The 23979-nt window shown below is 71.8% G+C and carries 18 protein-coding genes; 5 read left to right on the top strand and 13 right to left on the bottom strand.

Annotated elements, in window-relative coordinates:
- Positions 1 to 10 precede the first annotated feature (10 nt).
- Positions 11 to 289, bottom strand: coding sequence for a hypothetical protein (locus M4V62_RS27315; RefSeq protein ID WP_249589856.1), 279 nt, complete (start codon positions 287 to 289; stop codon positions 11 to 13).
- Between the two features lie 78 nt (positions 290 to 367).
- Between M4V62_RS27315 and M4V62_RS27320 the strand changes: the two genes are divergently transcribed.
- The gene (locus M4V62_RS27320) at positions 368 to 1123 is read left to right on the top strand and encodes a GntR family transcriptional regulator (protein ID WP_249589857.1); all 756 of its coding nucleotides are present in this window, start codon (positions 368 to 370) and stop codon (positions 1121 to 1123) included.
- Positions 1124 to 1214: 91 nt separating this feature from the next.
- Here the strand turns inward: M4V62_RS27320 and M4V62_RS27325 are convergent, their stop codons facing one another.
- Complete coding sequence (locus M4V62_RS27325; protein ID WP_249589858.1) at positions 1215 to 1748, bottom strand: hypothetical protein; 534 nt, start codon at positions 1746 to 1748, stop codon at positions 1215 to 1217.
- A gap of 219 nt (positions 1749 to 1967) precedes the next feature.
- On the opposite strand from M4V62_RS27325, the gene ettA reads away from it, so the two are divergent.
- Genes ettA through M4V62_RS27340 form a run of 3 tightly spaced genes read left to right on the top strand, consistent with a single transcriptional unit; the run spans position 1968 to position 4790 of the window.
- Entirely contained in the window at positions 1968 to 3632 is a 1665-nt protein-coding gene (gene ettA, locus M4V62_RS27330; RefSeq protein ID WP_249589859.1) for an energy-dependent translational throttle protein EttA, read from the top strand.
- Positions 3633 to 3660: 28 nt separating this feature from the next.
- A complete protein-coding gene (locus tag M4V62_RS27335; RefSeq protein ID WP_249589860.1) occupies positions 3661 to 4107 on the top strand; it encodes an acyl-CoA thioesterase in 447 nt (148 codons plus the stop codon).
- Positions 4104 to 4790 (top strand): DUF8185 domain-containing protein, encoded by a 687-nt coding sequence (locus tag M4V62_RS27340; RefSeq protein WP_249589861.1) that lies wholly within the window; start codon positions 4104 to 4106, stop codon positions 4788 to 4790. The genes M4V62_RS27335 and M4V62_RS27340 overlap by 4 nt, the downstream gene beginning before the upstream one ends.
- Before the next feature lie 48 nt (positions 4791 to 4838).
- On the opposite strand, the gene M4V62_RS27345 is transcribed toward M4V62_RS27340, so the two are convergent.
- The 4 genes from M4V62_RS27345 to M4V62_RS27360 form a co-directional block, all read right to left on the bottom strand.
- Entirely contained in the window at positions 4839 to 5813 is a 975-nt protein-coding gene (locus tag M4V62_RS27345; RefSeq protein ID WP_249589862.1) for an ABC transporter ATP-binding protein, read from the bottom strand.
- A gap of 78 nt (positions 5814 to 5891) precedes the next feature.
- On the bottom strand, positions 5892 to 8651 hold the full coding sequence (locus tag M4V62_RS27350) for an FtsX-like permease family protein (protein ID WP_249589863.1): 2760 nt from the start codon (positions 8649 to 8651) through the stop codon (positions 5892 to 5894).
- Between the two features lies 1 nt (position 8652).
- A complete protein-coding gene (locus M4V62_RS27355) occupies positions 8653 to 11445 on the bottom strand; it encodes an FtsX-like permease family protein (protein WP_249589864.1) in 2793 nt (930 codons plus the stop codon).
- Between the two features lie 114 nt (positions 11446 to 11559).
- A complete protein-coding gene (locus M4V62_RS27360) occupies positions 11560 to 11973 on the bottom strand; it encodes a globin (protein ID WP_249589865.1) in 414 nt (137 codons plus the stop codon).
- Positions 11974 to 12141: 168 nt separating this feature from the next.
- Between M4V62_RS27360 and M4V62_RS27365 the strand changes: the two genes are divergently transcribed.
- Complete coding sequence (locus M4V62_RS27365) at positions 12142 to 13116, top strand: methyltransferase domain-containing protein (RefSeq protein ID WP_249589866.1); 975 nt, start codon at positions 12142 to 12144, stop codon at positions 13114 to 13116.
- An 18-nt stretch (positions 13117 to 13134) separates the two neighbouring features.
- Here the strand turns inward: M4V62_RS27365 and M4V62_RS27370 are convergent, their stop codons facing one another.
- The 7 genes from M4V62_RS27370 to M4V62_RS27400 all read right to left on the bottom strand — a co-directional run bounded on the left by M4V62_RS27370 (position 13135) and on the right by M4V62_RS27400 (position 23931).
- On the bottom strand, positions 13135 to 14415 hold the full coding sequence (locus M4V62_RS27370) for an FHA domain-containing protein (protein WP_249589867.1): 1281 nt from the start codon (positions 14413 to 14415) through the stop codon (positions 13135 to 13137).
- Between the two features lie 81 nt (positions 14416 to 14496).
- A complete protein-coding gene (locus M4V62_RS27375) occupies positions 14497 to 15840 on the bottom strand; it encodes a VWA domain-containing protein (RefSeq protein ID WP_249589868.1) in 1344 nt (447 codons plus the stop codon).
- A 270-nt stretch (positions 15841 to 16110) separates the two neighbouring features.
- The gene (locus M4V62_RS27380) at positions 16111 to 17484 is read right to left on the bottom strand and encodes a PP2C family protein-serine/threonine phosphatase (protein WP_249589869.1); all 1374 of its coding nucleotides are present in this window, start codon (positions 17482 to 17484) and stop codon (positions 16111 to 16113) included.
- 2 nt (positions 17485 to 17486) lie between these two features.
- Entirely contained in the window at positions 17487 to 20084 is a 2598-nt protein-coding gene (locus M4V62_RS27385; RefSeq protein WP_249589870.1) for a serine/threonine-protein kinase, read from the bottom strand.
- Positions 20081 to 21400: a coiled-coil domain-containing protein gene (locus tag M4V62_RS27390; RefSeq protein ID WP_249589871.1), complete on the bottom strand. Its 1320-nt coding sequence runs from the start codon at positions 21398 to 21400 to the stop codon at positions 20081 to 20083. The genes M4V62_RS27385 and M4V62_RS27390 overlap by 4 nt, the downstream gene beginning before the upstream one ends.
- 39 nt (positions 21401 to 21439) lie before the next feature.
- Entirely contained in the window at positions 21440 to 22450 is a 1011-nt protein-coding gene (locus tag M4V62_RS27395; protein ID WP_249589872.1) for a glutamate ABC transporter substrate-binding protein, read from the bottom strand.
- 17 nt (positions 22451 to 22467) lie between these two features.
- Positions 22468 to 23931 carry a hypothetical protein gene (locus M4V62_RS27400; protein ID WP_425574997.1) on the bottom strand — a complete coding sequence of 488 codons (1464 nt, stop codon included), beginning with the start codon at positions 23929 to 23931 and terminating at the stop codon, positions 22468 to 22470.
- Between the last annotated feature and the right edge of the window lie 48 nt (positions 23932 to 23979).

Below are 23979 nucleotides of genomic sequence, written 5' to 3' on the forward strand. Positions count from 1 at the left end.
TCTTCAGCTCCTATCGCTGATGGCTTGGGCCGTCGGCATCGGCCGTCGTCGGGTCCGCCTTGCGTACGACCGCCCAGAGGGTGCGGCTGTTCAAGCTGGTGGCGAGTAGTCCGAATCGGTCGGCCGTCGCCACCACTTCCAGGGCCTCCCGCCATGACTCGGCGGAGAGCGATTCCGGTACCTCCGCTTCGATCGACGTCTCTTGGTCGTGCTCCTCCAGGCGCGTGGGGAGCCCGAGGGTCGATAACCGAGCTGCGATGGCCTCCGCGCTCACTTCTGAAGCAGGCACAGGGCAGCCTCCGCCACCGGCGATCACTTTGAGTTAAGCTAGTTAACTAGATTAGGGCTAGTGGACTAGATTTTCCATATGCCTGAGCAGCCTCCTTATCTCCGCATCGCCGACGAGCTCCGGCGGCGGGTCGCGGAGCACGTGTGGACGCCCGGAGATCGGCTCCCTTCCCGCGCTCAGATCGCCCAGGAGTGCGGCGTGGGCGAGAACGTGGTGCGCCGGGCCCAGGAGCTGCTGATCTCCCAGGGGGTGCTGGAGGGGCGTGCCGGTTCTGGCACCTACGTTGCCGAGCCCCGGAAGCGTGTGCGGGTTGTCCGTTCGGCGGCGCGCGAGCAGCCCCAGAGCTCCCCGTTCCGTGCGGACATGAAGGCCGTGGGTAGGCAAGGGGACTGGGAGAGTCGGACCGATGCCAAAGTCCCGGCGCCGGCCGAGGTCGCCATGCGTCTCGGGATTGCCGAGGGTGATCTGTGCGTCCGTACTGCCTACGAGTTCCTCGCCGACGGTAAGCCGGTTCAGCTGTCGACGAGTTGGGAGCCGTACGAGATCACCGGCGGCACTCTCGTCGTCCTTCCCGAGGGGGGCCCGCACGCCGGGGCGGGCGTCGTGAACCGCATGGCCGAGATCGGCATCACCGTCAGCCACGCGGTGGAGCAGCCGGAGCCGCGACAGGCGACCGCCGAGGAAGCATCGCTCCTGGGTATCCAGAAGGCGGCGCTGGTCACCCACATCCGCCGGACCTACTACAGCGACGAGGGCCAGCCCGTGGAAACGGCGGACATCGTGGTGCCCGCTGCTCTGTGCGAGATCGTCTACGAGGTGCCGATCAATCGCTAGCGGGGCAGTGCCTACCTGGTGGCCCCAGCGTGAGCGGCGTGAGCTTAAGCATTCGCAGCGATAGCCGCGGAGGTGTGTGCCTTCGGAGAAGTCAATGCGAGTCGATGCTGGCGCCCAAGGCTGCTCGCGCGACTGTGCTCATGGCTCCCACCGCGCTCCGCCGTTGATCCGCCGCCTCTAGCGCTGCATCCATGGTTCCGGTCTGCTCGTGAGCTGCAAGCACGGCCTCCAGTTCGGTTCTAAGGGCGGATCGAACCTCCCGCACGGCTTTGGCAACCTCCGCAGGACCCTCGATAAGTGCAGGCACCCCTGCTTGAAGAAGCAGTGTCAAAGACTCTGAGGCCGCTGCATAGTGACTCTGGAACAGTTCCTCTGAGATGTCCTGCTCGCGCGCCTGGCGGATCGTCGCCGCTGTGGAGATGGCTTCGGACAGGAAGTGCGCGTAGGCATCTCTTCGGGCCGCTCGGTGCTCGGCAGCCCGTCGATCGGTACGCTCTTCCCGGGCGAGAAGAAGCTGTTGCTCGACTTGCTGTCGCGCGTTACGCATGGCGATCCATGACGTCAGACCGGATGCGCTCACTGCAGCTCCGGCCGTGATGACGGCGACCGCAACAGTCTGGTCCATCATGCGATTGCAGCAGTTGCTTCCCCAGTGCGGATATACCTGGGCCGTCCGAAGTTGCTCAGCAGCGACCAATGATGACAGTCAGTGGCAGGTCAGCTACCCAACCAGGCGATGAACGTCCAGGTCATGGCCCCCGGGCCATACTGGTTTCCCCCGGTAGGTGGCTGTCAGGCAAGATGGGGTGTATCTGCCCACTCACTGATTGCCGGACGGTTTCTCTTGGCTGAGTACATCTACACCATGCGCAAGACGCGCAAGGCGCACGGCGACAAGGTGATTCTTGATGACGTCACCCTGAGCTTCCTTCCTGGCGCCAAGATCGGTGTCGTGGGTCCCAACGGCGCCGGTAAGTCCACGGTGCTGAAGATCATGGCCGGGCTCGAGCAGCCGTCCAACGGTGACGCGTTCCTCGCTCCCGGGTTCAGCGTCGGCATCCTCATGCAGGAGCCCCAGCTCGACGAGACGAAGACCGTTCTGGAGAACGTCCAGGACGGCGCCGCCGAGGTCATGGGCAAGCTCAAGCGCTTCAACGAGGTCGCCGAGCTCATGGCGACCGACTACTCCGACGCGCTCATGGACGAGATGGGCAAGCTCCAGGAGGACCTGGACCACGCCAACGCGTGGGACCTCGACGCCCAGCTCGAGCAGGCCATGGACGCGCTCGGCTGCCCGCCCGGCGACTGGCCCGTCACCACCCTTTCCGGTGGTGAGAAGCGCCGCGTCGCGCTCTGCAAGCTCCTCATCGAGGCGCCCGACCTGCTGCTCCTCGACGAGCCCACCAACCATCTCGACGCCGAGTCGGTGAACTGGCTGGAGCAGCACCTCTCCCAGTACGCCGGCGCTGTCGTCGCGGTCACCCACGACCGGTACTTCCTCGACAACGTCGCCCAGTGGATCCTGGAGCTCGACCGCGGTCGCGCCCACCCGTACGAGGGCAACTACTCCACGTACCTGGAGAAGAAGGCCACCCGCCTCAAGGTCGAGGGCCGCAAGGACGAGAAGCGCGCCAAGCGGCTCAAGGAAGAGCTGGAGTGGGTGCGGTCCAACGCCAAGGGGCGTCAGGCCAAGTCCAAGGCGCGTCTGGCTCGCTACGAGGAGATGGCCGCCGAGGCGGACAAGATGCGGAAGCTGGACTTCGAGGAGATCCAGATTCCGCCGGGCCCGCGGCTCGGGTCGATTGTCGTCGAGGTCGAGAATCTGTCGAAGGCCTTCGGCGACAAGGTGCTCGTCGATGATTTGAGCTTCTCGCTGCCTCGCAACGGCATCGTCGGCATCATCGGTCCGAACGGCGCGGGCAAGACCACGCTGTTCAAGATGATCCAGGGTCTGGAGCAGCCGGACTCCGGCAGCATCAAGATCGGTGACACGGTCAAGGTCAGCTACGTCGACCAGGGTCGCGCCAACATCGACCCCAAGAAGACGCTGTGGGCCGTCGTCTCCGACGAGCTCGACTACATCAACGTCGGCCAGGTCGAGATGCCCTCGCGGGCGTACGTCTCCGCCTTCGGCTTCAAGGGCCCGGACCAGCAGAAGCCGGCCGGCGTGCTCTCCGGTGGTGAGCGCAACCGCCTCAACCTGGCGCTGACCCTCAAGGAGGGCGGCAATCTGCTCCTCCTCGACGAGCCGACGAACGACCTCGACGTCGAGACCCTGTCGTCGCTCGAGAACGCGCTCCTTGAGTTCCCGGGTGCCGCAGTCGTGATCTCCCACGACCGGTGGTTCCTCGACCGGGTCGCCACTCACATCCTCGCTTACGAGGGTGACTCCAACTGGTACTGGTTCGAGGGCAACTTCGAGTCCTACGAGAAGAACAAGGTTGAGCGGCTCGGCGCCGACGCGACCCGTCCGCACCGCGCCACCTACAAGAAGCTCACTCGGGGCTGAGACTGCTGAGACTGAGGCTGAGACTGACATGAGTCGGCATATCTACAGCTGCCCCCTCCGGTGGTCGGACATGGATGCCTTCGGGCACGTCAACAACGCCGTCTTCCTGCGGTACTTGGAAGAGGCGCGGATCGACTTCATGTTCCGGCTCGCACCGGGGGACGGCAGCCCGTCGTTCTCGGGCGGGTCCGTCGTGGCCCGCCATGAGATCGACTACGTACGGCCGTTGGTCCACCGGCACTCGCCGGTGACCATCGAGTCGTGGGTGACGAAGATAGGCGCTGCCTCGCTCACGATCTCGTACGAGGTCAAGGACCCCGAGCAGGTGTACGTGCGGGCCACGACGATCGTCGTGCCGTTCAACCTGGAGGCGCAGCGGCCGCGGCGGATCACCGCCGAGGAGAAGGCCGTGCTCCTGACCTTCATGGACGACGACGGCGATGTCGCCGGAGGCTCGGAGGCGCTCGTCGCATGACGGCGCAGCTGCACTTCGCGGATGCCGGGGAGGCGGGGGATCTCGCCGCCTTCCTGGCCCGGCTCATCCACTACGACAAGGCCGCCGCGGTCCGTCTGCAGGCGGCGGGCGACACGCTCGCCGTGTTCGGCAGGCCGCCGTCGTTCGAAGTGCTCGCCATCCGTACGGCGCGGCTCGCGAAGCCGTACGAGCACGGGATCGAGTCCTCGCTCGATGTCACCGTCTCCGCCGGTGAACTCCTCGAATTTGTGGGGGAGTCGGCCCAGTCCGTCGAGTCGGCCGGGGTGGCCCTGGTGCCGCAGGCCGTCACCGGGCCGCCGTGGGCCGGGGTTCTTCCTCCTCGGGGCGGCTGGCAGCCGGAGCAGGGGCTGCCGCCGGCGGACGCCGTGCGGAGGCTCGTGGCGGCCGCGGTCGCCGAATTCAAGTCCCGGGTCGAGGAGTTGCCGCAGGAGCGGCGGGTCCGGGCGGAGCTCGACCAGCTGGGCCGGGAGATCTGGTCCCGCACCATCGGGGACACGGGCCTGCCCGTGCGGGCCGCGCATGCCGCGCAGGCCCTGGGATTCCTGCGGGGGGACTCGCTCGACCTGCTGTCGTCCGGGCCGTGGCTGCGGCTGCGCACGAACTACGGGTCGATCGCCGTGCGCCGGGCCGGCGTCGGAGGGCTCACCGTCACGCCTGCGTGAGCGATATGCCTGCTTGAGCGATACGTCTGCGTGAGCGACATGCACGCCTCAGTTCTCGTCGTCCGGCCACACCCCGATGTGATCCCGTTCGAGTTCGAGCGCCACCCTGTCCCGCATCTCCAGCGCCGCCGTGTACTCGGCGGGCAGCTGGAGGCGTCCCGCGCGGTCCAGCATCGCGTACTCGCGCGAAGTCACGGACTCCTGGCCCGTCGACGCGTCCACCTCCGTGCGGCGCAGGACCTCCGTCGAGGTGCGGCCGTCGCGGATGGCGACCGTGCGGCGGACCTCCGAGGCGACCGCCTGGTCGTGGGTGACGATGACGATGGTGGTGCCGAGCTCCTCGTTCGCGGTGCGGAAGGCGGCGAAGATCTGCTCGGCGGTGTGCGAGTCCAGCTCGCCGGTGGGTTCGTCCGCCAGCAGGACCGACGGGTTGTTGGCGAGGGCCACCGCGATGGCGACGCGCTGCTGCTGACCGCCGGAGAGCTGCTGCGGACGGCGGTCGCGGATGTCGGACACCGCCATCAACTCCAGGAGTTCAGCGGCGCGTTCGGCCTTGCGCGCGCGGGTCGTACGGCGGCCTCCCTTCAACTGCATGGGCAGCGCCACGTTCTGTGCGGCCGTCAGATACGGCAGCAGATTGCGTGCCGTCTGCTGCCAGACGAAGCCGACGACCTCCCTGCGGTAGCGCAGCCGCTCCTTCGAGCCCATCGCCAGGAGATCGCGGCCCGCGACCCGGGCCGAGCCCGCGGTCGGCTCGTCAAGCCCGGCGAGGATGTTCATCAGCGTCGACTTGCCGCTGCCCGACGCGCCGACCAGAGCCATCAACTCGCCCTCGCGGACCAGGAGATCGAGCCCCTGGAGCGCCTGCACCTCGACGCCGTCCGTGGAGAAGATGCGGACCAGGCGGTCGCAGGTGATCAGCGCGTCGTGGCCGTAGACGGGGCGGTCGCGGTGGGCGGCGGCCCGTGCTTCGAGGTCCGCGAGTGAGGACATGGTGGCGGTGCGGGTCGTGTCGGGCGTCATCTGGTTCTCCTGTCTCCTGTCTTCACCGCGTCAACGGACAGACGCGTCAGCGCGCAAACGCGTCAGCGCACAAACACGTCAACGCTCCAGCTCGATCGCGGCCGTGCGCCGCGCGGTCCACCACGCCTGTACGAAGGCGACCCCGGCCGTGAGGACCACCACGCCCGCGGCGGGCAGCAGCAAGGACCAGGGATCGGCCCGCAGCGTCACGTCGCCGAGCCCCGCGAGGGCGCCGCGTGCCGCGAGGGCGACCTGGGCCAGGTCGACGCCGGGGGCGAGCAGCGCGATGGCCGCCCAGCCCGCCAACGCCCCGCCGCACGCCGCGAGCAGCGCCTGCGGCAGCGACTCCAGGACCAGCAGGCGACGGCCCTGGCTCCTGCTCAGGCCCAGGGCGCGCAGCCTGGCCAGGAGCGCGGCCCGCTGCGGTGCCGAGTGCAGGAGGGCCAGCAGAACGGCCAGTACGGCGTATCCGGCGCCCGCCGCGACCGCCGCCACGTAGATGCGCTCGGCGCCCGACTGGAGCGCGGAGTCGGTGAGCGAGGCGCGTTCGGTGGCGCGGAACGTCGCTTCGACGTCGGAGCCCGCGGCCCGCACCGACCGCTTCAGGGCCGCCGCGTCGATCCGTTCCCCCGCGGCGCCGGTGGCCAGGAGCGCGGTGTCCGCGGGGTGGTCGAGCCGGTCGCGGTCGATCAGGAGGAACGCGCTGCCCGTGGGGAGGGCGGGGGTGCTGTCCCGGACGGCGCGGACCGCTGCCTTGAAGGACCCGGTGGGCGTACGGAAGCTGTGCGCGCCCTTGCCGAGCTGCCGGGCCACGTCCGGCGACGCCACGGCGGGAAGGGTGGCCCGGCGGCCGTCGCCCGCCGCCAACTCGTCGTCCCCGAAGGGGCCGAGGCCGGTCGCGCGGGTGAGCCGCGCGTACACCGCCGGGTCGACCGCGACCAAGGGGACGGTCGTCTGATCGGGCAGCCGCAGATACCAGTCGATGTGGACGGCCGCCACCTCGCCCACGCCCGGCGTCCTGCGGATCTCGGCGGCGAGCGCGGCGGGCAGGGTGCCGTTGGCGCGGTCCACGCGGACGTCCGCGCCCACCGCGAGGAGTGCCGTGCGGTCGCGGGCGTCGGCGATGCCGGTCAGCACGGAGCCGCCGAACGCCGCCGTCGTCAGGGCGAGCAGCAGGCCGAGCAGGGGCAGCGCCTGGGCGGCGGACGCCCGGCCCGCGCTCGCCGTCGACAGGAACCCGAGGGCGCCGCGGCGGCGGGCGAGCGGGCGAGCGAAGAGGCGCAGGGGCAGCGGATAGAGCCGTACGAGAAGGAGCGCCGCGATACCGCCGACGAGAAGAGGCGCGGCACTGACCAGCCACCCCGCCGAGCCGCCCCCGCTGCCTGGCTCGCCGGAGTCCCCGAGCCCGCCTCGCCGCAGGGTCGCCACCGCCCCCACCGCCAGGACCAGCAGCACCAGTTCGGCCACCGTCCGGCGCCGCGAAGGGCGCGCCGTCACCAGATCGTCGCGGCCCTCGTGCGCCCGCTGCCTGCGGTGGGAGAACGCGGCACGGACCGGGAGCGCGGCGCAGGCGAGTACGCACACCCCGGCCGCCGCCAGGATCGGGGGCCACGCGCGCGCGTGCGGCACGACCAGGAACGCGAGCAGCAGCCCGAGCGCGGCGGTGGGCACCGCCACCACCGACGTCTCGGCGAGCAGCCGCAGCGCCACACCGCGTACCGACGCACCGCGCGCCCGGAGCAGCGCCAGTTCGCTCCGCCGTCGTACGGCGGTGAGCGAGCAGGTCATCATCAGGACGACGACGGCGACCCCGCCGATGCCGTACGCGGCCACCGCGACGATCGGTGTCACGGCGTCGCGCAGCCCTTCGTACCCGGCGAGGACCTTGTCGAGCTCGGTGGAGACCATCGCGTCGTCATGCGTGAAGCCGCGCAACTCGGTGCGCAGCGGCCCGCCTTCGAGCGAGGCGATGTGCCGCTTCAGGGCGGGGACGTCGCCGGCGGTCAGGGCGCCCGGGTCGGGGGCGAGACGCCAGTACCGCTGCGGGTTCTGGTCGACGGCGGGCAGGAACGACCCCGCGTCGGGCGCGAGCAGCAGCGCGGCGTGCCAACGCTTCTTCGGCTCCTGGGCGTTGTTGCCCGGCACGTCGATCAGCGAAGGGGTGCGCAGGATCGGGTCGTACGACCAGTAGGCCCCTTTGGGGCGCAGCGGTTCGACGATCCCGGTGATCCGCACGGTGACGCGCTCGCCGAGCACGGTGTCCACATGGACTGCGGAGCCGACCCGGAGCTTCATGGCGCGGGCGGTTTCCTCGGTCACCGAGGCCTCGACTCGGCGGCTGTCCGAGGTCAGCCCCTCGCCCTTGGGGAGCCGCCCTTCGCGCACGCGCGCGTGGGCGTCGACACCGGCCTGCGCGGCCAGGGTGAACTGCGGGGCGATCAAGTCGGGGCTGGGGAGCCAGCGGTCGAGCCCGGCGGGCGGTTCGAGGGTCTGCGCGCCGTACGCGGACTGCGCGCGGTCGACGCGCAGGGGCCGGGGCATGGCCGCGACGACCTGGCGGTACCGGTCGCGCAGGGCCGTGCCCCGCAGCGCGTCCTCCCGCTCCCGCTGGTCCGCGTCGAGCCCGGGGGCGGGTGCGCCGAGTTCGATCCCGGTGCGTGCGGTCCCGGCTCCGGAGACCGCGCCGCGCACCCCCTCGCCCTCGTACGCGTCGACCGCGCGCGGAAAGACGGCGGCGAGGAAGGCGGTGGCCAGGACCAGCAGGGCGAGCGCGAGCGCGGGCAGCGGCGCGGCGCGCAGGCGGGTGCGGGTCCAGGGCGCAACAGAGCTGGGGCGCACGTCAGTTGCCTCCCTCGTGCCGCAGGGACACCGTCGGGTCTCCCCGGCGCAGGGCGAGGGCCGCGATGATCAGGAGGGGGACGGCCGCCGTCGCCGCGAGGAGCGTGGCCACGTGGGGGAGCGGCAGCTCCACCAGGACCGGCGGGACCGGCTGGGTGGCCTCGCCGGTGAGGACGATCAAGGGGACGACCGCGCGGGTCAGGACCGCGCCCAGAGCCATGCCCACCAGCAGGGCGAGGCCGAGCAGGAAGCCCTGCTCCGCCGCGATCAGGCGGGCCAGTTGACGGCGCGGGGCACCCAGCGCGCGCAGCACCGCGAACTCCGCCGAGCGCTCCCGCAGCGAACCCGCCGCGCTCACGGCGAAGCCCACGGCGGCGAGCGCGGCGGCCGCCACCGCCACGGCGAGCAGCGCGGACTGCGGTCCCGCGCCCAGCGGGTCGTCGCGCAGCTCGGCGGCGATCTCGTCCCGGACCAGGACCTGTTCGGGGTCGATGTCGGGGCGGGCCCGCAGGGCGTCGGCTGCCTGGGCGGAGGCGCCGGGGCGGGTGGTGAGCCACCATTCCGTGGGGGACAGGGGCCGCTCGCCGTCCCTTTTGAGCAGCGTGTTCACGCCCGGCAGGTCGAGCAGCAGAGCCCCGCCGTCCGACGCGTCCGTGCCCTCGCCCCCGCCGTCCGACGCGTCCACGCCCTCGCCCCCGTCGGCCGCCCCCGTGGTCGGCAGCTCCGCAACCGCCTTGACGACGGTCACCCGCAACGAGCCGCCGCCCAGCGGCACATCGATCCGGGAGCCCACATCCGCCCCACTCGACCGCAGGAACCGCTCGGTGACGACCGCCCCGGGCTTCGGCGACTTCAAGGCATCGGCCATCGCCGCCCGTTCCCCGCGGTCCTCGCGGATCAGCAGCCCCGGCACCGCCCGCGCGGCGTCCAGGGCGAGCACCGTCGCCTGGTGGTTGCCCGAGAGGTCCATCGTGGAGCGCGCGACGGGTGCGGCCTCCCGCACGCCCGGCAGGGACGCGTAGACCTCGGGCTGCCGCTGCTCGGGGACCCGGCTGCCGACCACCCTGATCTGCGTACCGGCCCTGAAGTCGGCCTGGTCCTCCTGCGAGCGGTCCCAGGACGCGCTCTGCCCGATCGCCAGCATGCCCATCGCCACGGCGAGGACGAGCAGCAGGACGGGCCCCGCACCTTGCAGCGGGCGGCGGCTCAGCTGCCAGCCCGCGAGCGCACCGGGGAGACCGCGCCCCCGCGCGGCCTGCCGCTCGGCGAGACGCGCGGCGGGCGGCAGCAGGCGCAGCGTCACGACCGTGCCCGCGAGGAGCGCGAGGGCGGGCGCGGCCACCAGCAGCGGGTCGATGCCGAGCGTGCCCGTGCCGTCGTCGCTCAGCGCACCCGAGCCGGACGTCCTGCCGTCCAGCTGCCAGTACGCCACCGCCGCGATCACCAGGAGACCCACGTCGGCGCCCGCCCGCAGCGGTGCGGGCAGCGCGGCCGCCCGTGTCCGCCGCAGCGACCCGGTGTCCGCCGAGAGCGCGGGCGCGACCACGGCGAGCGCGCAGCCGAGGGCCGCGACCACGCCGATCAGCCACACGTCCACGCCCGCCGTCCCCTCCAGCCGCACCCCCGTCCGGGCCAGCGCCCCCTGCCCCGCGAGCAGCCGGGTCAGCGGGCCCGCGAGCAGCGGCGCGAGCAGTGCGGCGGGCAGCGCGAGCAGCAGGGCCTCGACCGTGGCGAGCCAGACCACCCGGCCGCGCGAGCCGCCGCGCGCCAGGAGCAGGCCCGTCTCGCCGCCGCGCTCCCTGCTGAGCAGCCGGGCCACGAGCAGCAGGGCGTACCCGGCGAGCATGATCAGCTGAAGGGCGACGATCAGCAGCGTCGAACGGGACACCAGGAGCGCGCGCTCGGCCCGGTCCAGGACGTCGGGCAGTGCGGTGCTCGCGCTCGGACTGCCGCCCAGGGAACGGGACTTCACCAGCGCGGCCGGACCGCTCTTCGCCGCCGCGCGCAGTGCGTCGACGCGGTCCGTGGTCATGGCGGAGAAGTCCGCCGTGGCCAGCCACTGCGTACGGTCCGCCGAGACGTGCCCCAGGGCCGACGGGTCGGCGAGCAGCGGCCCGTACGTCAGGAAGACGCTCTCGCGCACGCCGCGGCCACCGAGATCGTCCAGCTGCCAGTAGGGCTCGGTGGGGTCGGCGGGGCGGTACACGCCCGTCACCCGGACGGTGACCTTCGGCCCGGTGAGCCGGTCGGTGAGGGTGATCGGGGCGGAGCCGGGGCGGAGCTTCAGACGGGCGGCGGCCGCCTCGGGGAGGGCGACCTCGACCTCTTTGCCCTTGCCCCGCGACGGCTCGTGCGTCTCGTGCGTCTCGTTCGTCTCGTTCGTGTCGTACGGAGAAGGCCAACTGCCCTTGGTCAGACGGATCCTGGACCGGTCGAGCGAGGCGAAATGGGTGAGGTCCGGTTCGGCGCCCGCACGTACGCCCGGCAGCGCGTAGGGCCCTGAACGGGACAGCGACCGCAGCCCCACCGGCAGCCCGTCGAACGTGCGCCGCGCGGCCTCGCGCACCGCACGGTCCGCCGACTCCCGCGCACCGGGCGGCACTTGGGCCCGCACGACGAGCGAGGCCGGTGCCGCCGAGCGCGTACGCAGGCTGTGCCGCAGCGCCACGTCCCCGATGGAACCGGAGAACGCCGTGAGCGTGGCCAGGACCGCCGTGGTGAGCAGGACGGCGAGGAGCGCGGCGGCGAGGAGCAGCCGATGCGCGCGCACGCGCAGAAAGAGGAACCCCGTCACAGCCCCCGCGACCCCCCGTGCCCGTGCCGTACGCTTTCGCCCCCGAAAGTCTGTACGGATGCTTTCAGAGTGCAGGCAGTTCGGGAAGGGGGGTGGGGAGAGCGGGGAGAGCCGTCAGCCCTCGGAGTTGACCATGGACGCCGCCGCGTACGTCAGGTAGTTCCACAGCGTCCGCTCATGCTCCTCGGAGAGCTTCAGCTCCTCGACCGCGGCCCGCATGTGCTTCAGCCAGGCGTCGTGCGCGGCCCTGTCGACGGTGAACGGGGCATGGCGCATCCGCAGCCGGGGGTGGCCGCGGTTGTCGCTGTACGTGCGGGGGCCGCCCCAGTACTGCATGAGGAAGAGCGCGAGGCGCTCCTCGGCAGGACCCAGGTCCTCCTCCGGGTACATCGGCCGCAGCAGCGGGTCCTCCGCGACCCCCTGGTAGAAGAAGTGCACCAGGCGCCTGAAGGTCTCCTCGCCGCCGACCTGTTCGTAGAACGTCTGCTCCTGAAGCGTGCCGCGCGGGATCTCTTTCACACCGTCCATGGTCTCAGACGGGGCGGCCGAGGACGGAAGGCTTAGGACCCTCGGCCTTTGGACCGGCGCTCACGCCCCGCGGACCGGCGCTCACGCCCTCCGGAGAGGGACCGATCTCCTCCGGATCGGTACGTCCTGCCGCTCGCATCGCGGGCCATACCGCAGCACAGTGGCTATATGGGACCCACAGTCGACCCCCTTCTCGCCGCGGAGGCCGGATCCGCCCTGGTCCGCGAGATCGAGGCCAGCGGTGCCTGGACGCGGGACCCCGAGCTGCGTGCGGCGTTCGAACAGGTCCCGCGGCACCTGTTCGTGCCCTACTACTACGTCACCTCGTCGGGCGGCGGCCACGAGCGCCTCTGGGGTGAGGACCCCGACCCCGCACGCCGGGCACGCTGGCTGCACGGCGCCTACGCGGACGCCCCGCTCGCCACCCGCGTACGCGACGGAGAGCTGCTCTCGTCCAGCAGCCAGCCGTCCCTGATGGCGAAGATGCTCCAGGAGCTGGATCTGCACGACGGCGACTGCGACGTCCTGGAGATCGGCGCGGGCACCGGCTACAACGCGGCCCTGCTCGCCCACCGGCTCGGCGAGGAGCACGTGACCACCGTCGACCTGGACCCGGAGATCACCGAGTCCGCGCGGCGCCATCTCACGGCCGCGGGGTACCACCCGGCCGTCGTCACCGGCGACGGCACCGCGGGGTGCCCCGAGCGCGCTCCGTACGACCGGATCATCGTGACCTGCACCCTGACCTCCGTGCCGCGCCCCTGGCTGGCCCAGTGCCGCCCCGGCGCCCGCATCCTGGCCCCGCTGGCCACCGGCCTGATCGCGCTCACGGTCCAGGACGCCGAGCACGCCGAGGGCCGCTTCCTGCACACCCCCGCGTACTTCGTGCCGCTGCGGGGCGGCAGCACAAGGGCCCCGCACGAGCAGCACCTCGGGGGGCTGCCGCGCGGGGCCCTGCGACACGAACTCTTCCGTTTTTTGCTCGAACTGACGGCCGGGAGCCTCGATCCTTACGAGGCGCTCGCCCTGTGGCAGCGCGAGGGCCGGCCGGTGCGCGAGCGGTTCGGTGTCACTGTCCGCGGGCCGCACGAGTGGGCCTGGCTCGACGACCCCGAAGGGCCGTACGCCTGGCCACTCGCGTGAGCCCGGGAGACGTGGCCCTCAGCTGTGCCGGATGGTGATCGTCGTCCAGGCGCCCACGTGCACCCGGTCGCCGTCCTGCAGCGGCACGGGGACGAACGGCTGGATGGGCTCCTCGCCGTTGTTGACCGTGGTGCCGTTGGTCGAGTTCTGGTCGACGACCGCCCAGCTGCCGTCCGGCTGCTGGACCAGGACCGCGTGCTGGTGCGAGACCCCGGGGTCCTCCGGCGGCACCGACAGGTCGATGTCCGGGGTGTCTCCGGTGGAGTGCCTGCGGCGGCCGATGGTGATCTGGTTGCCGGCCAGCGGGCGCTGCTGCTCGGGCGAGTACGCGGGCAGGTTCAGGCCCGACGCCTCGGGACCGCTGCGGTGCATCATCGCCATGAAGTACTCACGGTCGGGACCGATCGTCGCCGACCAGGTGACCGTGCCGGTGCTGGGACCGGGCACCGCCTGGTAGCCCGGAGGGCCCTGCGGAGCCTGGGTCTGCTGCGGCTGCTGCTGGCCCCACTCGCCCTGCTGGGGAGCCTGCGGAGCGCCGGGAGCCGGAGCGGACTGCGAGGGCGGCGGGAGCATCCAGTCGTCGTCGCCGCCGAAGGACGGACCGCCGGGACCGGGCTGCTGCGGCTGCGGAGGCGGCGGGGTCCCGGTCTCCTGCGGGAACGCGGGCGGCGCCGGCGGACCCTGCTGCTGGAACGCCTGCGGGGGCGGGCCCGACTGGTCACCGCCGCCGTAGGGCGGCGGGGGCACCTGGCCGGACGGGTTGCCGTTGCCGAACGGCGGGATCGGCTCGGCGGGCCGGTTCATCTGCGAGGGCCGCGAGCCCTGGTACCCGAACGGGTCCTGGCCCGGCTGGGTGCCGGGGGGCTGGTGGCCCGGCGGGGGCTGCTGGCCGGGGGGAGGCTGCTGGAACTGCTGCGCCGGGTTCGGCGGGTGCGGGGCGGCCGGGGTGTACGAGGTCGCCGTGTTCGTCAGGAAGTTCCAGCGGCACTCCTCGCAGAACGGCGCGTTCGCCTCGCGGGGCGTGCGGCACTGCGGGCAGAGCTCGGCCTCGGCGGCCTGGTCCGGCACGGCCGACAGGTGCGGGCGGCCGGGGGCCTGCTGGGGGTATCCGTATCCGCCGTTCTGGCCGGGGGCCTGCGGATATCCCTGGTCCTGGCCGGGGCCCGGCGGCGGGTAGCCGTAACCGGGAGCGGCCGGGGGCGGCGGCGGAGGCGGCGGTACGGCACCGGCCATGCGGTGACCGCAGACCTCGCACCAGTCGTCGGAACCCGACTGGTGTCCGTTCGGGCAGGTCGGCATGTCGGCGCTTCCCCCTCTCCTTCTCCGGCCCTGTGGGGCCGTACGTGCTGCTTGTGGGGCTACTGATGAGTACGGGTGGAGCTACTTCTTCACGCGAACAGTCTTCGTGGACCGCGTCTCGAGAGTCATCTCGTCGGCCTCGGCAACCCTCGCCTTCAATCGAACAGTACCTGCCACGGCATCGACCACGTCGACCACCTTCGAAAGCAGCTTCGCGGTGTCCTCGTTGCCCGAGGCGCTGGCGAGCTGAACCGCACGGCCCAGTTTGGCCGTTGCTCCATCCATATCGCCCGACTTGCGCGCATCGAGGCCCTGCTGGATCACCTGGGCCAGTTCCGCCTGGCCCGTGTAGTGCGCCACCTGCGGATTGATCGACGTCGAAGCGGCCATGTCGTCCGTCCACACGGCCCGCACCAGGCCCTGCGAGAGCGTCTGGGCGCTGCCGTCCGGCTGCGGCACGATCAGCGAGACGCGGGCCGCGAGCATCTCCTGGCCGAGCTCGGCGTTCGGCACCTCGACACAGATGTGGTAGTCGCGGGACTCGTCGCCCCAGGACCCGGTGGGATAGTCCCCGGCGCGCGGTCCCGCCTCCGTGCGGCGGTCGGTCAACTCCACGACCGTGGGCGCCACTTGCTTGACGAACTTGATCTCCGCGCCCATCGGCGTCCACAGCCGCAGACTGACGTCGGCGACCTCCTTGCCCATCGCCGCCTCCATCATCTGCGTGAAGTCGGCGGACAGGCCCGCGGGGTCGGCGACGATGTCGGCGGTGCCGAGCAGCGCGGAGGCGATGCCGGTGACCTCCTTGACCTCCCAGTCGGTGCCGACACCGCGGGCGTCGCAGGTGAAGCGGCCCGCGCAGGCGTCGAGCGAGGCCTGGAGGTCCTCGGGTGACTCGTGTTCATTGCGGCCGTCCGTCAGCACGATTCCGTGCCGTATCGAGACGTCGGCCGACGACAGGAGCCGGTCGGCCAGGCGCAGCCAGGTGCCGATCGCCGTGCCGCCGCCCGCGCTGAGCTTGCGCAGGGCCTGCTTGGCCTGCCCCCGGGTCTGCGCGTCCGCGACCGCCAGGCGGCCGTTGCCCGGATAGACCTCCTTGGCGACGTGGGTGCCGCCGATCACCGCGAAGTGGACTCCGTCACGTACGGCGTCGATCGCGGCGGACGTGGCGTCGCGGGCGCCGCGCATCTTCGTCGGCGGGTAGTCCATCGAGCCGGAGCAGTCGACCATGATCGCCACGGCCGCGTCCGGGGTCTGCCCCACCGAGTAGAGGTGCGGGGCGCTCACCGCGGACCCCACCGTGCCGCCGCCGGTCGAGGTGACCGTGGCGATCGCGTTGACCTCGCGTGCGCCCTCCGCCATGTACTCGTTCTGGTACACGTCGACCGAGAACTGCGGCACGTTCGACTTCGAGAAGTTGGCCATGGATCCCTGCTCCCCCTATACGTTCCCTCCGGCTTCCCCAAGCCGGAGGGTGATAAGTGCGCGTGGCAGGCCGCCCGTTGCGGGGGCCGCCTCTAGGCCCTGTCGTCGGACTCCCGTCTGCCCCGCGACGCCATGCACGCACTCTCGCCGCACCGGGCGCAGACCCAAGTACGGTCCAGTACGAGGGTCTACGCCCGGCACGCCGAGAGCACGCACCTGACGCCGCGGGGCCCGCCCTCCGGGCGGACGACGGGAGTCCGACGACAGGACCTAGGCCGATCCTGCCCCTTGCGGCACGACACGGAACGGCAGAATCGCCACTGTTACGTTGTCGTGGCCCCCGCCGTCCAGGGCGTGGCCGACCAGGACCTGGGCGCTGTGCAGCGGGCGCAGGGCGGAATCGACGGGCACGGCGCGTGCCATTTCCTCCACCGCTTCCGCGTAGTTCCACAGTCCGTCCGTGCATACGACCACTACACCCGCACGGTCCGGCTTGAAGGAAGCGGTGTGCGGCTCCAGTTCGTACGCGTCGGCGCCGAGCCAGCCCGTGATGGCGTGGGCGCGCTCGTCCGCGTACGCCTCCGCCTCGTTCATCAGACCCGCCGCCACCATCTGAGCGGCCCACGAGTCGTCCTCCGTGAGCCGGACGGTCGGGCCGCTGCGGTCGTCGGGGACCCAGTACGCGCGGCTGTCGCCGACCCAGCCGACGACCAGGAGGCCACCGGCGATGATCGAGCCGACGAGCGTGCACGCGGGCGCGTTCTGGTGCGGGGAGTGCTCCCTGGCCTGAGTGGGCTCCGCGGCAAGGGCGTTGACGGCGTCGGCCGCCGACAGGATCGCGTCGTGCATCGCCTGCTGCGGGTGCGTGCCGCGCGGCAGGGCGGCGAGCAGCGATTCGTTGGCCGCGCGTGACGCGGCGAGGGAGGCCTCGTCGGGGCGGGTCGCGGACGAGACACCGTCGCAGACGATCGCGACGACGGCGGGGGAACCGTCCGGCAGTGCGGCCGACGAGATCGCGAACGCGTCCTCGTTGCGGTGGTGGCGCAGGCCCCGGTCGCTGACCGCGGCGACCGCGTCGAGCTCCTGCTCCATGTGGTCGCGCTCACGCGGCTGGGCGTGCCCGCAGTTCTCGCAGTAGCCGTCCGGGTCCACGCGGCCCGAACGGCACGCCACGCAGAGCTTGGTGCCCGCGGGCGGCGTGGGGTCGGCCAGGACCGCACGGGGATCGGCGGGCTCGGGCTCCGGCGGGGCGGCGGGCGCGGGCAGGGGGTACTCGTCCGGCTCGGCGGGCCGGGGGACGGGAGCGTCCGTACGAATGTCTCCCGCGTCCCGGGCCTCGCCCGCGTTCGGGGAGAGCTCACCGCCCGACGACTCCGTGACCGGCAGGTCGGTGGGCAGGTGCGCGGGCACCGGCATGTCGGAGCTGTCCACGTCCGGGGCGATGGGCCACTGCGACGACGCGTCGGGCGGCGGCGCGGACGACGAGCCGTTCATCGCGACGGTGGGGCGGTCGTCCGACCCCACCGGCTGCGCCGACAGGTCGTACCCGCACGCGCCGCAGAACAGGTCACCCGCTTCCAGCGGCTCTTCGCAGCCGGGGCACGTGGAACCCGCCCCGGCAGTCTGCTGGTGCATCTGCGACATCTTCACACCCACGTCCGAGGGCGGAAACGGTTGGCCCGTTCCACCAGTTCGATCCTTTCCTCGCCACCCTGTGCGAGCCGGGCAAGCGTGCGGTACGAGCGCTCCAGGCCGAACCGGAGGCCGCGCTCGTCCAGCTCGCTGCCGAGCAGCACGGTCCGCGAGCCGCCCGCCGGTGCAGCGGGTGCTGCCGGTGGAGCGGCGGCGTGACCTGAGTGCCTACCGGAGAGTACCCAGTCCAACGCGGTGCCGAGGACCTCGGTGGAGAGCCGCTCACGGCGCACGGCGTCCAGGCCGAAGCCCGCGAGGGCGTCCACCTGCCCCGCCGCCGCCGTCAGGTCGTCGAGGAAAAGGGCGCCGGGTGACGGCGTGGTGGCCAACGTCATACGGTGGCGCAGCCTCGCCCGCACCGCTGCCACGCGGGCCGCGGTGTAGTGGATCGAGGCCTCGGGGACCGACTCCAGGGTCTGCACGGCACCGCGCCGGTCGTCCGCGGCGAGCTGCACGCGCGCCAGGCCGAACGCCGCGCTGACATAGCTCGGGTCGGTGGCCCATACGAGGCGGTAGTACTCGGCCGCGTTGTCCAGCTGCTCCAGGACCTCCGCGCAGACGCCCAGGGCCAGCTTGGGCGCGGGCTCGCCGGGGAACGCGTCGTACACGGCGTCGAAGGACAGCGCCGCGTTCTCGTGGTCACCGGTCGCGAGCGAGGCGACACCGCGGTACCAGACCACCCGCCAGTCGTCCGGATGCTGTATCTCAAGATCGGTCAACGCCTGTGCGGCCGAATCCAGTTCACCCATGGCGAGGCGGGCCCGCAGCCCGCGAAGCCGCAGCTCCACGGAGTCGGAGGGCGCGGCCCGCAGGGCGGTGATCAGCTCGGCGGGCGCGGAAGCCATCAGGCCGGCGAGGAACCCGGCGTTCGGGTCGTTAGGGTCGACGCGCGGCACCGGCAGGGCCAGCGCCGTCGCGGGGGCGTCGAGCGCGCGGACGATCCGGGCCGGCGGGGCGGCCGGGGGCACGGGCGGCGACGCGATCGCCGGAGTGCCGCCTGCCTGGCCGTTGCTCTCGCCCGCCGTCAGCGCGGGTCGGCCCTTGCGCCGCCCCTGGGGCAGTACGCGTACCCCGAACTGCGATACGTCGCCGGTCAGTTCGGCGAACAGCTCCGTGTCCGTGACCTTCACCTCGGGCCCGAACAGGGTGGAGAGCGCGGGGCGCGGCCGGCCCGTCTGGAGGGCCACGACCTCCCTCAGGACGCCCGTGAGCTGCTCCGCCATCTCCTGCGCCGATGCGAACCTGCGGGCCGGGTCCGGGTCGGTGGCGCGCACGAGGAGGCGGTAGAAGGACTCGTACGTGCGGAAGACCTCGATGTTGTCGGGGTCCGGAAGGGAGTCCACGAAGACGTTCGTGTAGCCCTGGAAGTCGAAGGTGAGCACCGCGAGGGTGCGCGCCACCGTGTACAGGTCGGAGGCCACCGACGGGCCCAACTCGGCGACTTCGGGGCCCTGATAGCCGACCGTTCCATAGATGGCCGACTCGTCGTCGTCCATGCGGCGGACCGCGCCCATGTCGATCAGCTTGAGCTGGTCCTCGGTCTGGATGGCGTTGTCGACCTTGAAGTCGCAGTACAGGAGATTGCGGCTGTGCAGATGGCCGAGCGCCTCAAGCGCCTCGATGCCGAACGCGCAGGCCTGCTCGACGGGCAGCGGGTCGCGCTTGCCCTGCGCCGTGCGGCGTTCGTTGGCGATCTCCTTGAGGGACTTGCCGCCGACGTACTCCATGACGATGTAGCCGTCCATGGAGCCCGTGCGCTGGTCGAGGTGCTCGACGAAGTTGTAGATGCGCACGATGTTGCTGTGCTCGATCTCGGCGAGGAAGCGGCGCTCGGAGATCGCGGCGGCCATCGCGTCCTGGTCGCCCGTGTCGAGCAGGCCCTTGAGGACCACCCAGCGGTCGGAGACCGCGCGGTCGACGGCGAGATAGACCCAGCCGAGCCCGCCGTGCGCCAGACAGCCCACGACCTCGTACTGGCCGTGCACGATGTCGCCCGTGTTCAGCTTCGGCACGAACGAGTACGGGTGGCCGCACTTGGTGCAGAACCCCTCGGTGCGCCCTGGCCGTTCACCGCGCGCTCGGCCCACCGGCGCCCCGCAGTCGGAGCGCGAGCAGAAGCGCTTGCGCTCGGGGACCTCGGGGTTCTCCTGCACGGCCTGGCGGGGATCGGGGCGCGGCACCTCGGGCACAAGCACCAGGCCCACGCCCAGCCTGCTGCGCGCCGACGAACCGGCCCCCGAGCCCGAGCTGCGCACCGAGACCGAGCGGGACGTCGTGCTGCCGGACAGCGAGCGCGAGAGCCGCCCCGACACCGAACGGCGCGAGGACTGGGACCTGGACGACGAGCGCGACGAGGCGCGCGAGCTGGACCGGGAGCTGCTGCTGCCCGACCCCTTGCCGCCGCCGGTGATGCCGGTCGGGGGCGAGGACACCATGCCGGTCGGCGAGACGACCGGGGCAAGGCCGCAGGTGTCGCAGTACAGCTCGCCGCCGCCCACGTCCTCGTACGACCCTGTGCATCCGGGTCGCTGGCACTTCCGCTGCTCGCTCATGCTTCCCCCCTCCGGTCGGTGGGACCGCCCTGTTGCGGCACCCGCGGCGCAAGGACTTCTGCGGCCGCCTGCTGATAACGAAGCACCGCCTGTTCGGCGACGCGCAGATCGCAGGGAGCGCTCCACAGCATCCGTCGCGCCGCGTCGTACTTCTCGACCAGGAGCGGGTCCTCCGCGTGGCCGAGCCGGGCGACCTTCGCCTTGTACGCGTCCAGACGGCCGCGCAGCTCCGCGCGTATCGCCAGGGGCTGGGTGACCGCGGTCAACGACTCGCGGGCGCGCATCAGTTCGTCCTCGGCCTTCTCCTCCAGGGACTCAAGGAGCGGGGAGAGCCGGTGCCACTGGGCGTGCCTGCGGTAGTCGGAGGCCATGGCCAGCTGTTCCTGCAACGCGGTCGAAGGACCGCTGACGGCGGGCACTTCGGAAGCGGCGATCTTGGCGAGGACCTCGCCGCGCGCGGAGCGTGCCTCGGCGAGGGTGCGGTCGGCGCGCGAGAGCACGTCACGCAGCCTGCCCAGGCGCAGCTCCGCGTCCTGCCGGACGGTGAGCACCGCGTCGATCTCACGGCGTACGTCCTCCAGGGCGCGGGCCTCGCGGTCGTACCGCTCGGTGTGCGGACGGCCGCCGCCGGGGGCCGAACTGCCCGGTGCGGGCTGCCAGAAGGCCAGCGGATCGGAGATCACCTGCTCGCGAAGGCGCGTCAGCTCCGCCGTGATCCGCTCCAGGTCGTCGCCCGCGGGGTGCTCGCCGGGGCGTACGCCCACGGAGTGCGCGAGCTGGCGGGTGCGGTGCAGTTCGGCGGCCAGGAGGTCTATGCGGGCGGGCAGCGCGGACCAGACCGCGTCGGCGGCCACGACCATGTCGAGCGAGTGCGCGTACAGGTCGTTCATCCGTGCGACGAGTTCGATGAGCGTGAAGCGTTCGGTGAGCTTGGCCGGGCCGGTGATCGAGGCCGACGGTGCGGGGGCGGCGCCGCCGGCGACAGTGACGCTCTCACCGCGAAGCAGCTCGGTCAGCTCCACCAGGTCGTCCCTGCCCGGCCAGCGTCTGCGGGCCCGTGTCTCGTGCGCCGTGCGCAGGGCGGCGGCGTACGCGTCGAAGTACGCCCACAGGAGGGTGATCTGCTGCTCGGTGGACTGCCAGCGCTCCTGTGTGGTGCCGGTGAGACCGGCGCCTTCGAGGAGTCGGCGGCCCGCATGATCCTGAAGGGCGAGGAGCGAGGTCTCGATCGCCTCGTGCTCGGCGTCGAGCCGCGCCAGCGCACGGTCCACCTCGTCCCGGTCCATCACAGGACCGGGGGGTCCCGCGACGCTCATCGATCACCTCTCCGCTCTGCGTTGCTGTGCACGTCCGGCTCAGTCGCTGTACTTCGGTGCGGGCGGTCCCGCCGATTCGCCGAGTGCCGGCTTCAGCCACTTGTCGTAACTCTTCTGCCAGCCGCTCTTGCGGTAGTCCTCAAGGACTTGGTTGACCCGGCGCACCAGGTCGTCCTCGCCCTTCTCCGGCTTCTTCATCGCCACGCCGTAGTACTCGGTGTTGAGCGGCGCGTCGCCCTTGAGTTCGACCGTCGGGTCCTGCGCGGCCTGGCTCGCGGCGAGCGCGCTGTCGGTCACGACGGCGTCCACCTCGCCGAGCTGGAGCCTTACCAGGCAGTCGAGTTGGTTGGGGACCGTGGTCCCGATGTCGGCATCGAGGCCCTTCTTCTTGAGCTCGCCCAGCTTGGTGAGCGCGGTGGAACCCTTCGCGGAGCAGACCTTCTTGCCGTCCAGTGTGTCGTCGAACCCGGTGATCTTCGACGACTTGGGGGCGAGGACCTGCTGGCCCGTCTTGAAGTAGGCGGTGGAGAAGGAGACGTCCTTCTCGCGCTCGCAGGTGATCGTCATGGTCCGTACGACCATGTCGACCTGGCCGGTCTGTATCGCCTTGACGCGCTGGTTGGTGGGGATGGCGCGGAAGAGCACGGCGTCGCGGTCGCCGAGGAGCTCCTCGGCGATCTTGTGCGCGAGGTCGATGTCGAAGCCTTCGAGCGTCGCCGTCGCCTTGTTCGGGTCGCGATATCCCCAGCGGTAGCTGTTCTGGTCGACGCCGACGATGAGCTTCTTGACCTTGCGGTCGCGGATGGCCTCGATCGTCGGGCCGTCCTTGTCGTCGGGGGAGAGGCTCTCCTCCGGGCTCTCGCACTCCTCGGCGCGCGCGGGAGCGCCCTTGGCGGAAGCCGGGGACGCCTGGTCCGCGCCCTTGTCGGACCTGACCGCGCTGCCGGCCTCCGGCAGCACCAGCATGAGGGAGCCTGTGAGCGCGCAGGCCACCGCCATGGCGGCAGCTCCGCCCCAGCCGCGCAGCCTCGCCAGTCCTTGCGTACGCATCGTCCGCTCGCCCCCTCTCACCTGTACTCCGACAGCCTGCGCCCGACGCCGAGCACGGCACCGGCGGCGGCGAGCACCGCGAGCACGGCGGCGCCCACCGGGAGCCCGGACATCGCTCCCTTGCCGTCCTTGGCCGCCTGCTCGAATTCGTTCCGCTCGTGCGTCAGCGCGACTTCGAGCGCCTTGTCCACGTTGTCGAAGCACTCGCCGGTGGGTTCGTCGTCCTTGTCGCCGACGACCTTGGCGAGCGCTCCCTTGTAGTCGCCCGCGTCGTCGCTGTCCCGCGCGGTCTTGTGGCGGTCCTTCCAGACCCCCACGTTCTTCGCGGCCTCCTCGACGGGGTTCTTGCCCGCGGCGTTGTCGGCCACGTCCACGGCCTCGCCGAGCAGCCCGCTGTCCGCGCTGCCGAGCTGCTTCATCTGCGCCTGGTAGGCGACGTCGAACTTGTCCTTGATGTCCTTCTTCGCGCCGACCTCGACGGTCTCGGCGCCGCGGCTGACCAGCGTGAGGTTCTCGTTGCTGCGGGCCTTCAGCGAGCTGATGCGGGCGTCGTTCAGGACGTTCAGGGACTTCACGCCGTGGTCGTACGAGTCGCCGAGGCCCGAGCGCGCGAAGCTGTGCCCGCCGACCAGCCAGAGCAGCACGATCGCGGACGCGGCGGTGGCGGCGACCAGGCCGTGGTTCAACACGCGGTTCGTCCGGCGGTAGTTGCGGCGCTGGGCCCAGAACAGGGCGCCGAGCGTGAGCAGGCCGAGGGCGATGGCGAACCAGGGATACGGCTTCGCGTCCTCGTAGTCCGCGTTCAGCCGCTGCTTCTCCACGGTGTAGAGCTGCTCGGCGGCCGGGAGCATCTGGGTCTGCATCTTGTCGTTCGCGTACCGCAGATAGGCGCCGCCCAGCGGGAGGCCCTGGCGGTTGCTCGCGCGGGCCCGCTCGATCAGGCCGGTGTACTCCGGGAGCAGCTTGTTCAGCTTGCTGACCGAGTCGGCGGCCGATGAGCCCGAGCCCGCGTTCGACGCGGCGTTCGCCAGCTTCTCGGAGGCCCGCTCGATGTCGTCCTTGTACCGCTTGCGCACGTCGGCCGGTTCCTGGCCGCCCGCGAGGAAGCCGCTGGACGCGGCGGTGTTGGCGTCGGCGAGGGAGCGGTAGATGGCCGCCGCGTCGTCGCTCAGCGGCTGGCTGCGGTTCAGGACGCTGTTCGCGGCGTCCGAACGCTCCGACATCTGCCAGGTGGTGACCGCGCCGAACGCGATGACGAGCAGCGCGAGGACGGCGCCGATGATCCGCAGCTTGCCGGGCTCCGTGGTCGCCGCAGCGCGCAGCCGGTCGCGGCCCTCGACCCAGGCGGGGCGGCGGGGCGGTGCGCTCTGCACGGTCTGCGCGGGTGCCGCGGAGCCGTGTCCTGCCTGAGGCGGGACGGTGGGCATCGTCGGCGCTGCCTGTCCCGGCGGCGCGGCGCTGCCGCTTGGCGGGTATGTCACCTCGACCTCGACCTCCCCCTTGGTCATCGGACGTTCACTTCCGCCCGG

It is taken from the genome of Streptomyces durmitorensis, from assembly GCF_023498005.1.
GTDB lineage: Bacteria > Actinomycetota > Actinomycetes > Streptomycetales > Streptomycetaceae > Streptomyces > Streptomyces durmitorensis.

Bases quoted from the DNA above. Each gene is read 5' to 3' on its own strand.
- M4V62_RS27320 (WP_249589857.1), top strand. From the start codon at position 368: ATGCCTGAGCAGCCTCCTTATCTCCGCATCGCCGACGAGCTCCGGCGG.
- M4V62_RS27325 (WP_249589858.1), bottom strand. From the start codon at position 1,748: ATGGACCAGACTGTTGCGGTCGCCGTCATCACGGCCGGAGCTGCAGTG.
- M4V62_RS27335 (WP_249589860.1), top strand. From the start codon at position 3,661: ATGAGTCGGCATATCTACAGCTGCCCCCTCCGGTGGTCGGACATGGAT.
- M4V62_RS27340 (WP_249589861.1), top strand. From the start codon at position 4,104: ATGACGGCGCAGCTGCACTTCGCGGATGCCGGGGAGGCGGGGGATCTC.
- M4V62_RS27345 (WP_249589862.1), bottom strand. From the start codon at position 5,813: ATGACGCCCGACACGACCCGCACCGCCACCATGTCCTCACTCGCGGAC.
- M4V62_RS27360 (WP_249589865.1), bottom strand. From the start codon at position 11,973: ATGGACGGTGTGAAAGAGATCCCGCGCGGCACGCTTCAGGAGCAGACG.
- M4V62_RS27365 (WP_249589866.1), top strand. From the start codon at position 12,142: ATGGGACCCACAGTCGACCCCCTTCTCGCCGCGGAGGCCGGATCCGCC.
- M4V62_RS27370 (WP_249589867.1), bottom strand. From the start codon at position 14,415: ATGCCGACCTGCCCGAACGGACACCAGTCGGGTTCCGACGACTGGTGC.
- M4V62_RS27375 (WP_249589868.1), bottom strand. From the start codon at position 15,840: ATGGCCAACTTCTCGAAGTCGAACGTGCCGCAGTTCTCGGTCGACGTG.
- M4V62_RS27380 (WP_249589869.1), bottom strand. From the start codon at position 17,484: ATGTCGCAGATGCACCAGCAGACTGCCGGGGCGGGTTCCACGTGCCCC.
- M4V62_RS27385 (WP_249589870.1), bottom strand. From the start codon at position 20,084: ATGAGCGAGCAGCGGAAGTGCCAGCGACCCGGATGCACAGGGTCGTAC.
- M4V62_RS27390 (WP_249589871.1), bottom strand. From the start codon at position 21,400: ATGAGCGTCGCGGGACCCCCCGGTCCTGTGATGGACCGGGACGAGGTG.
- M4V62_RS27395 (WP_249589872.1), bottom strand. From the start codon at position 22,450: ATGCGTACGCAAGGACTGGCGAGGCTGCGCGGCTGGGGCGGAGCTGCC.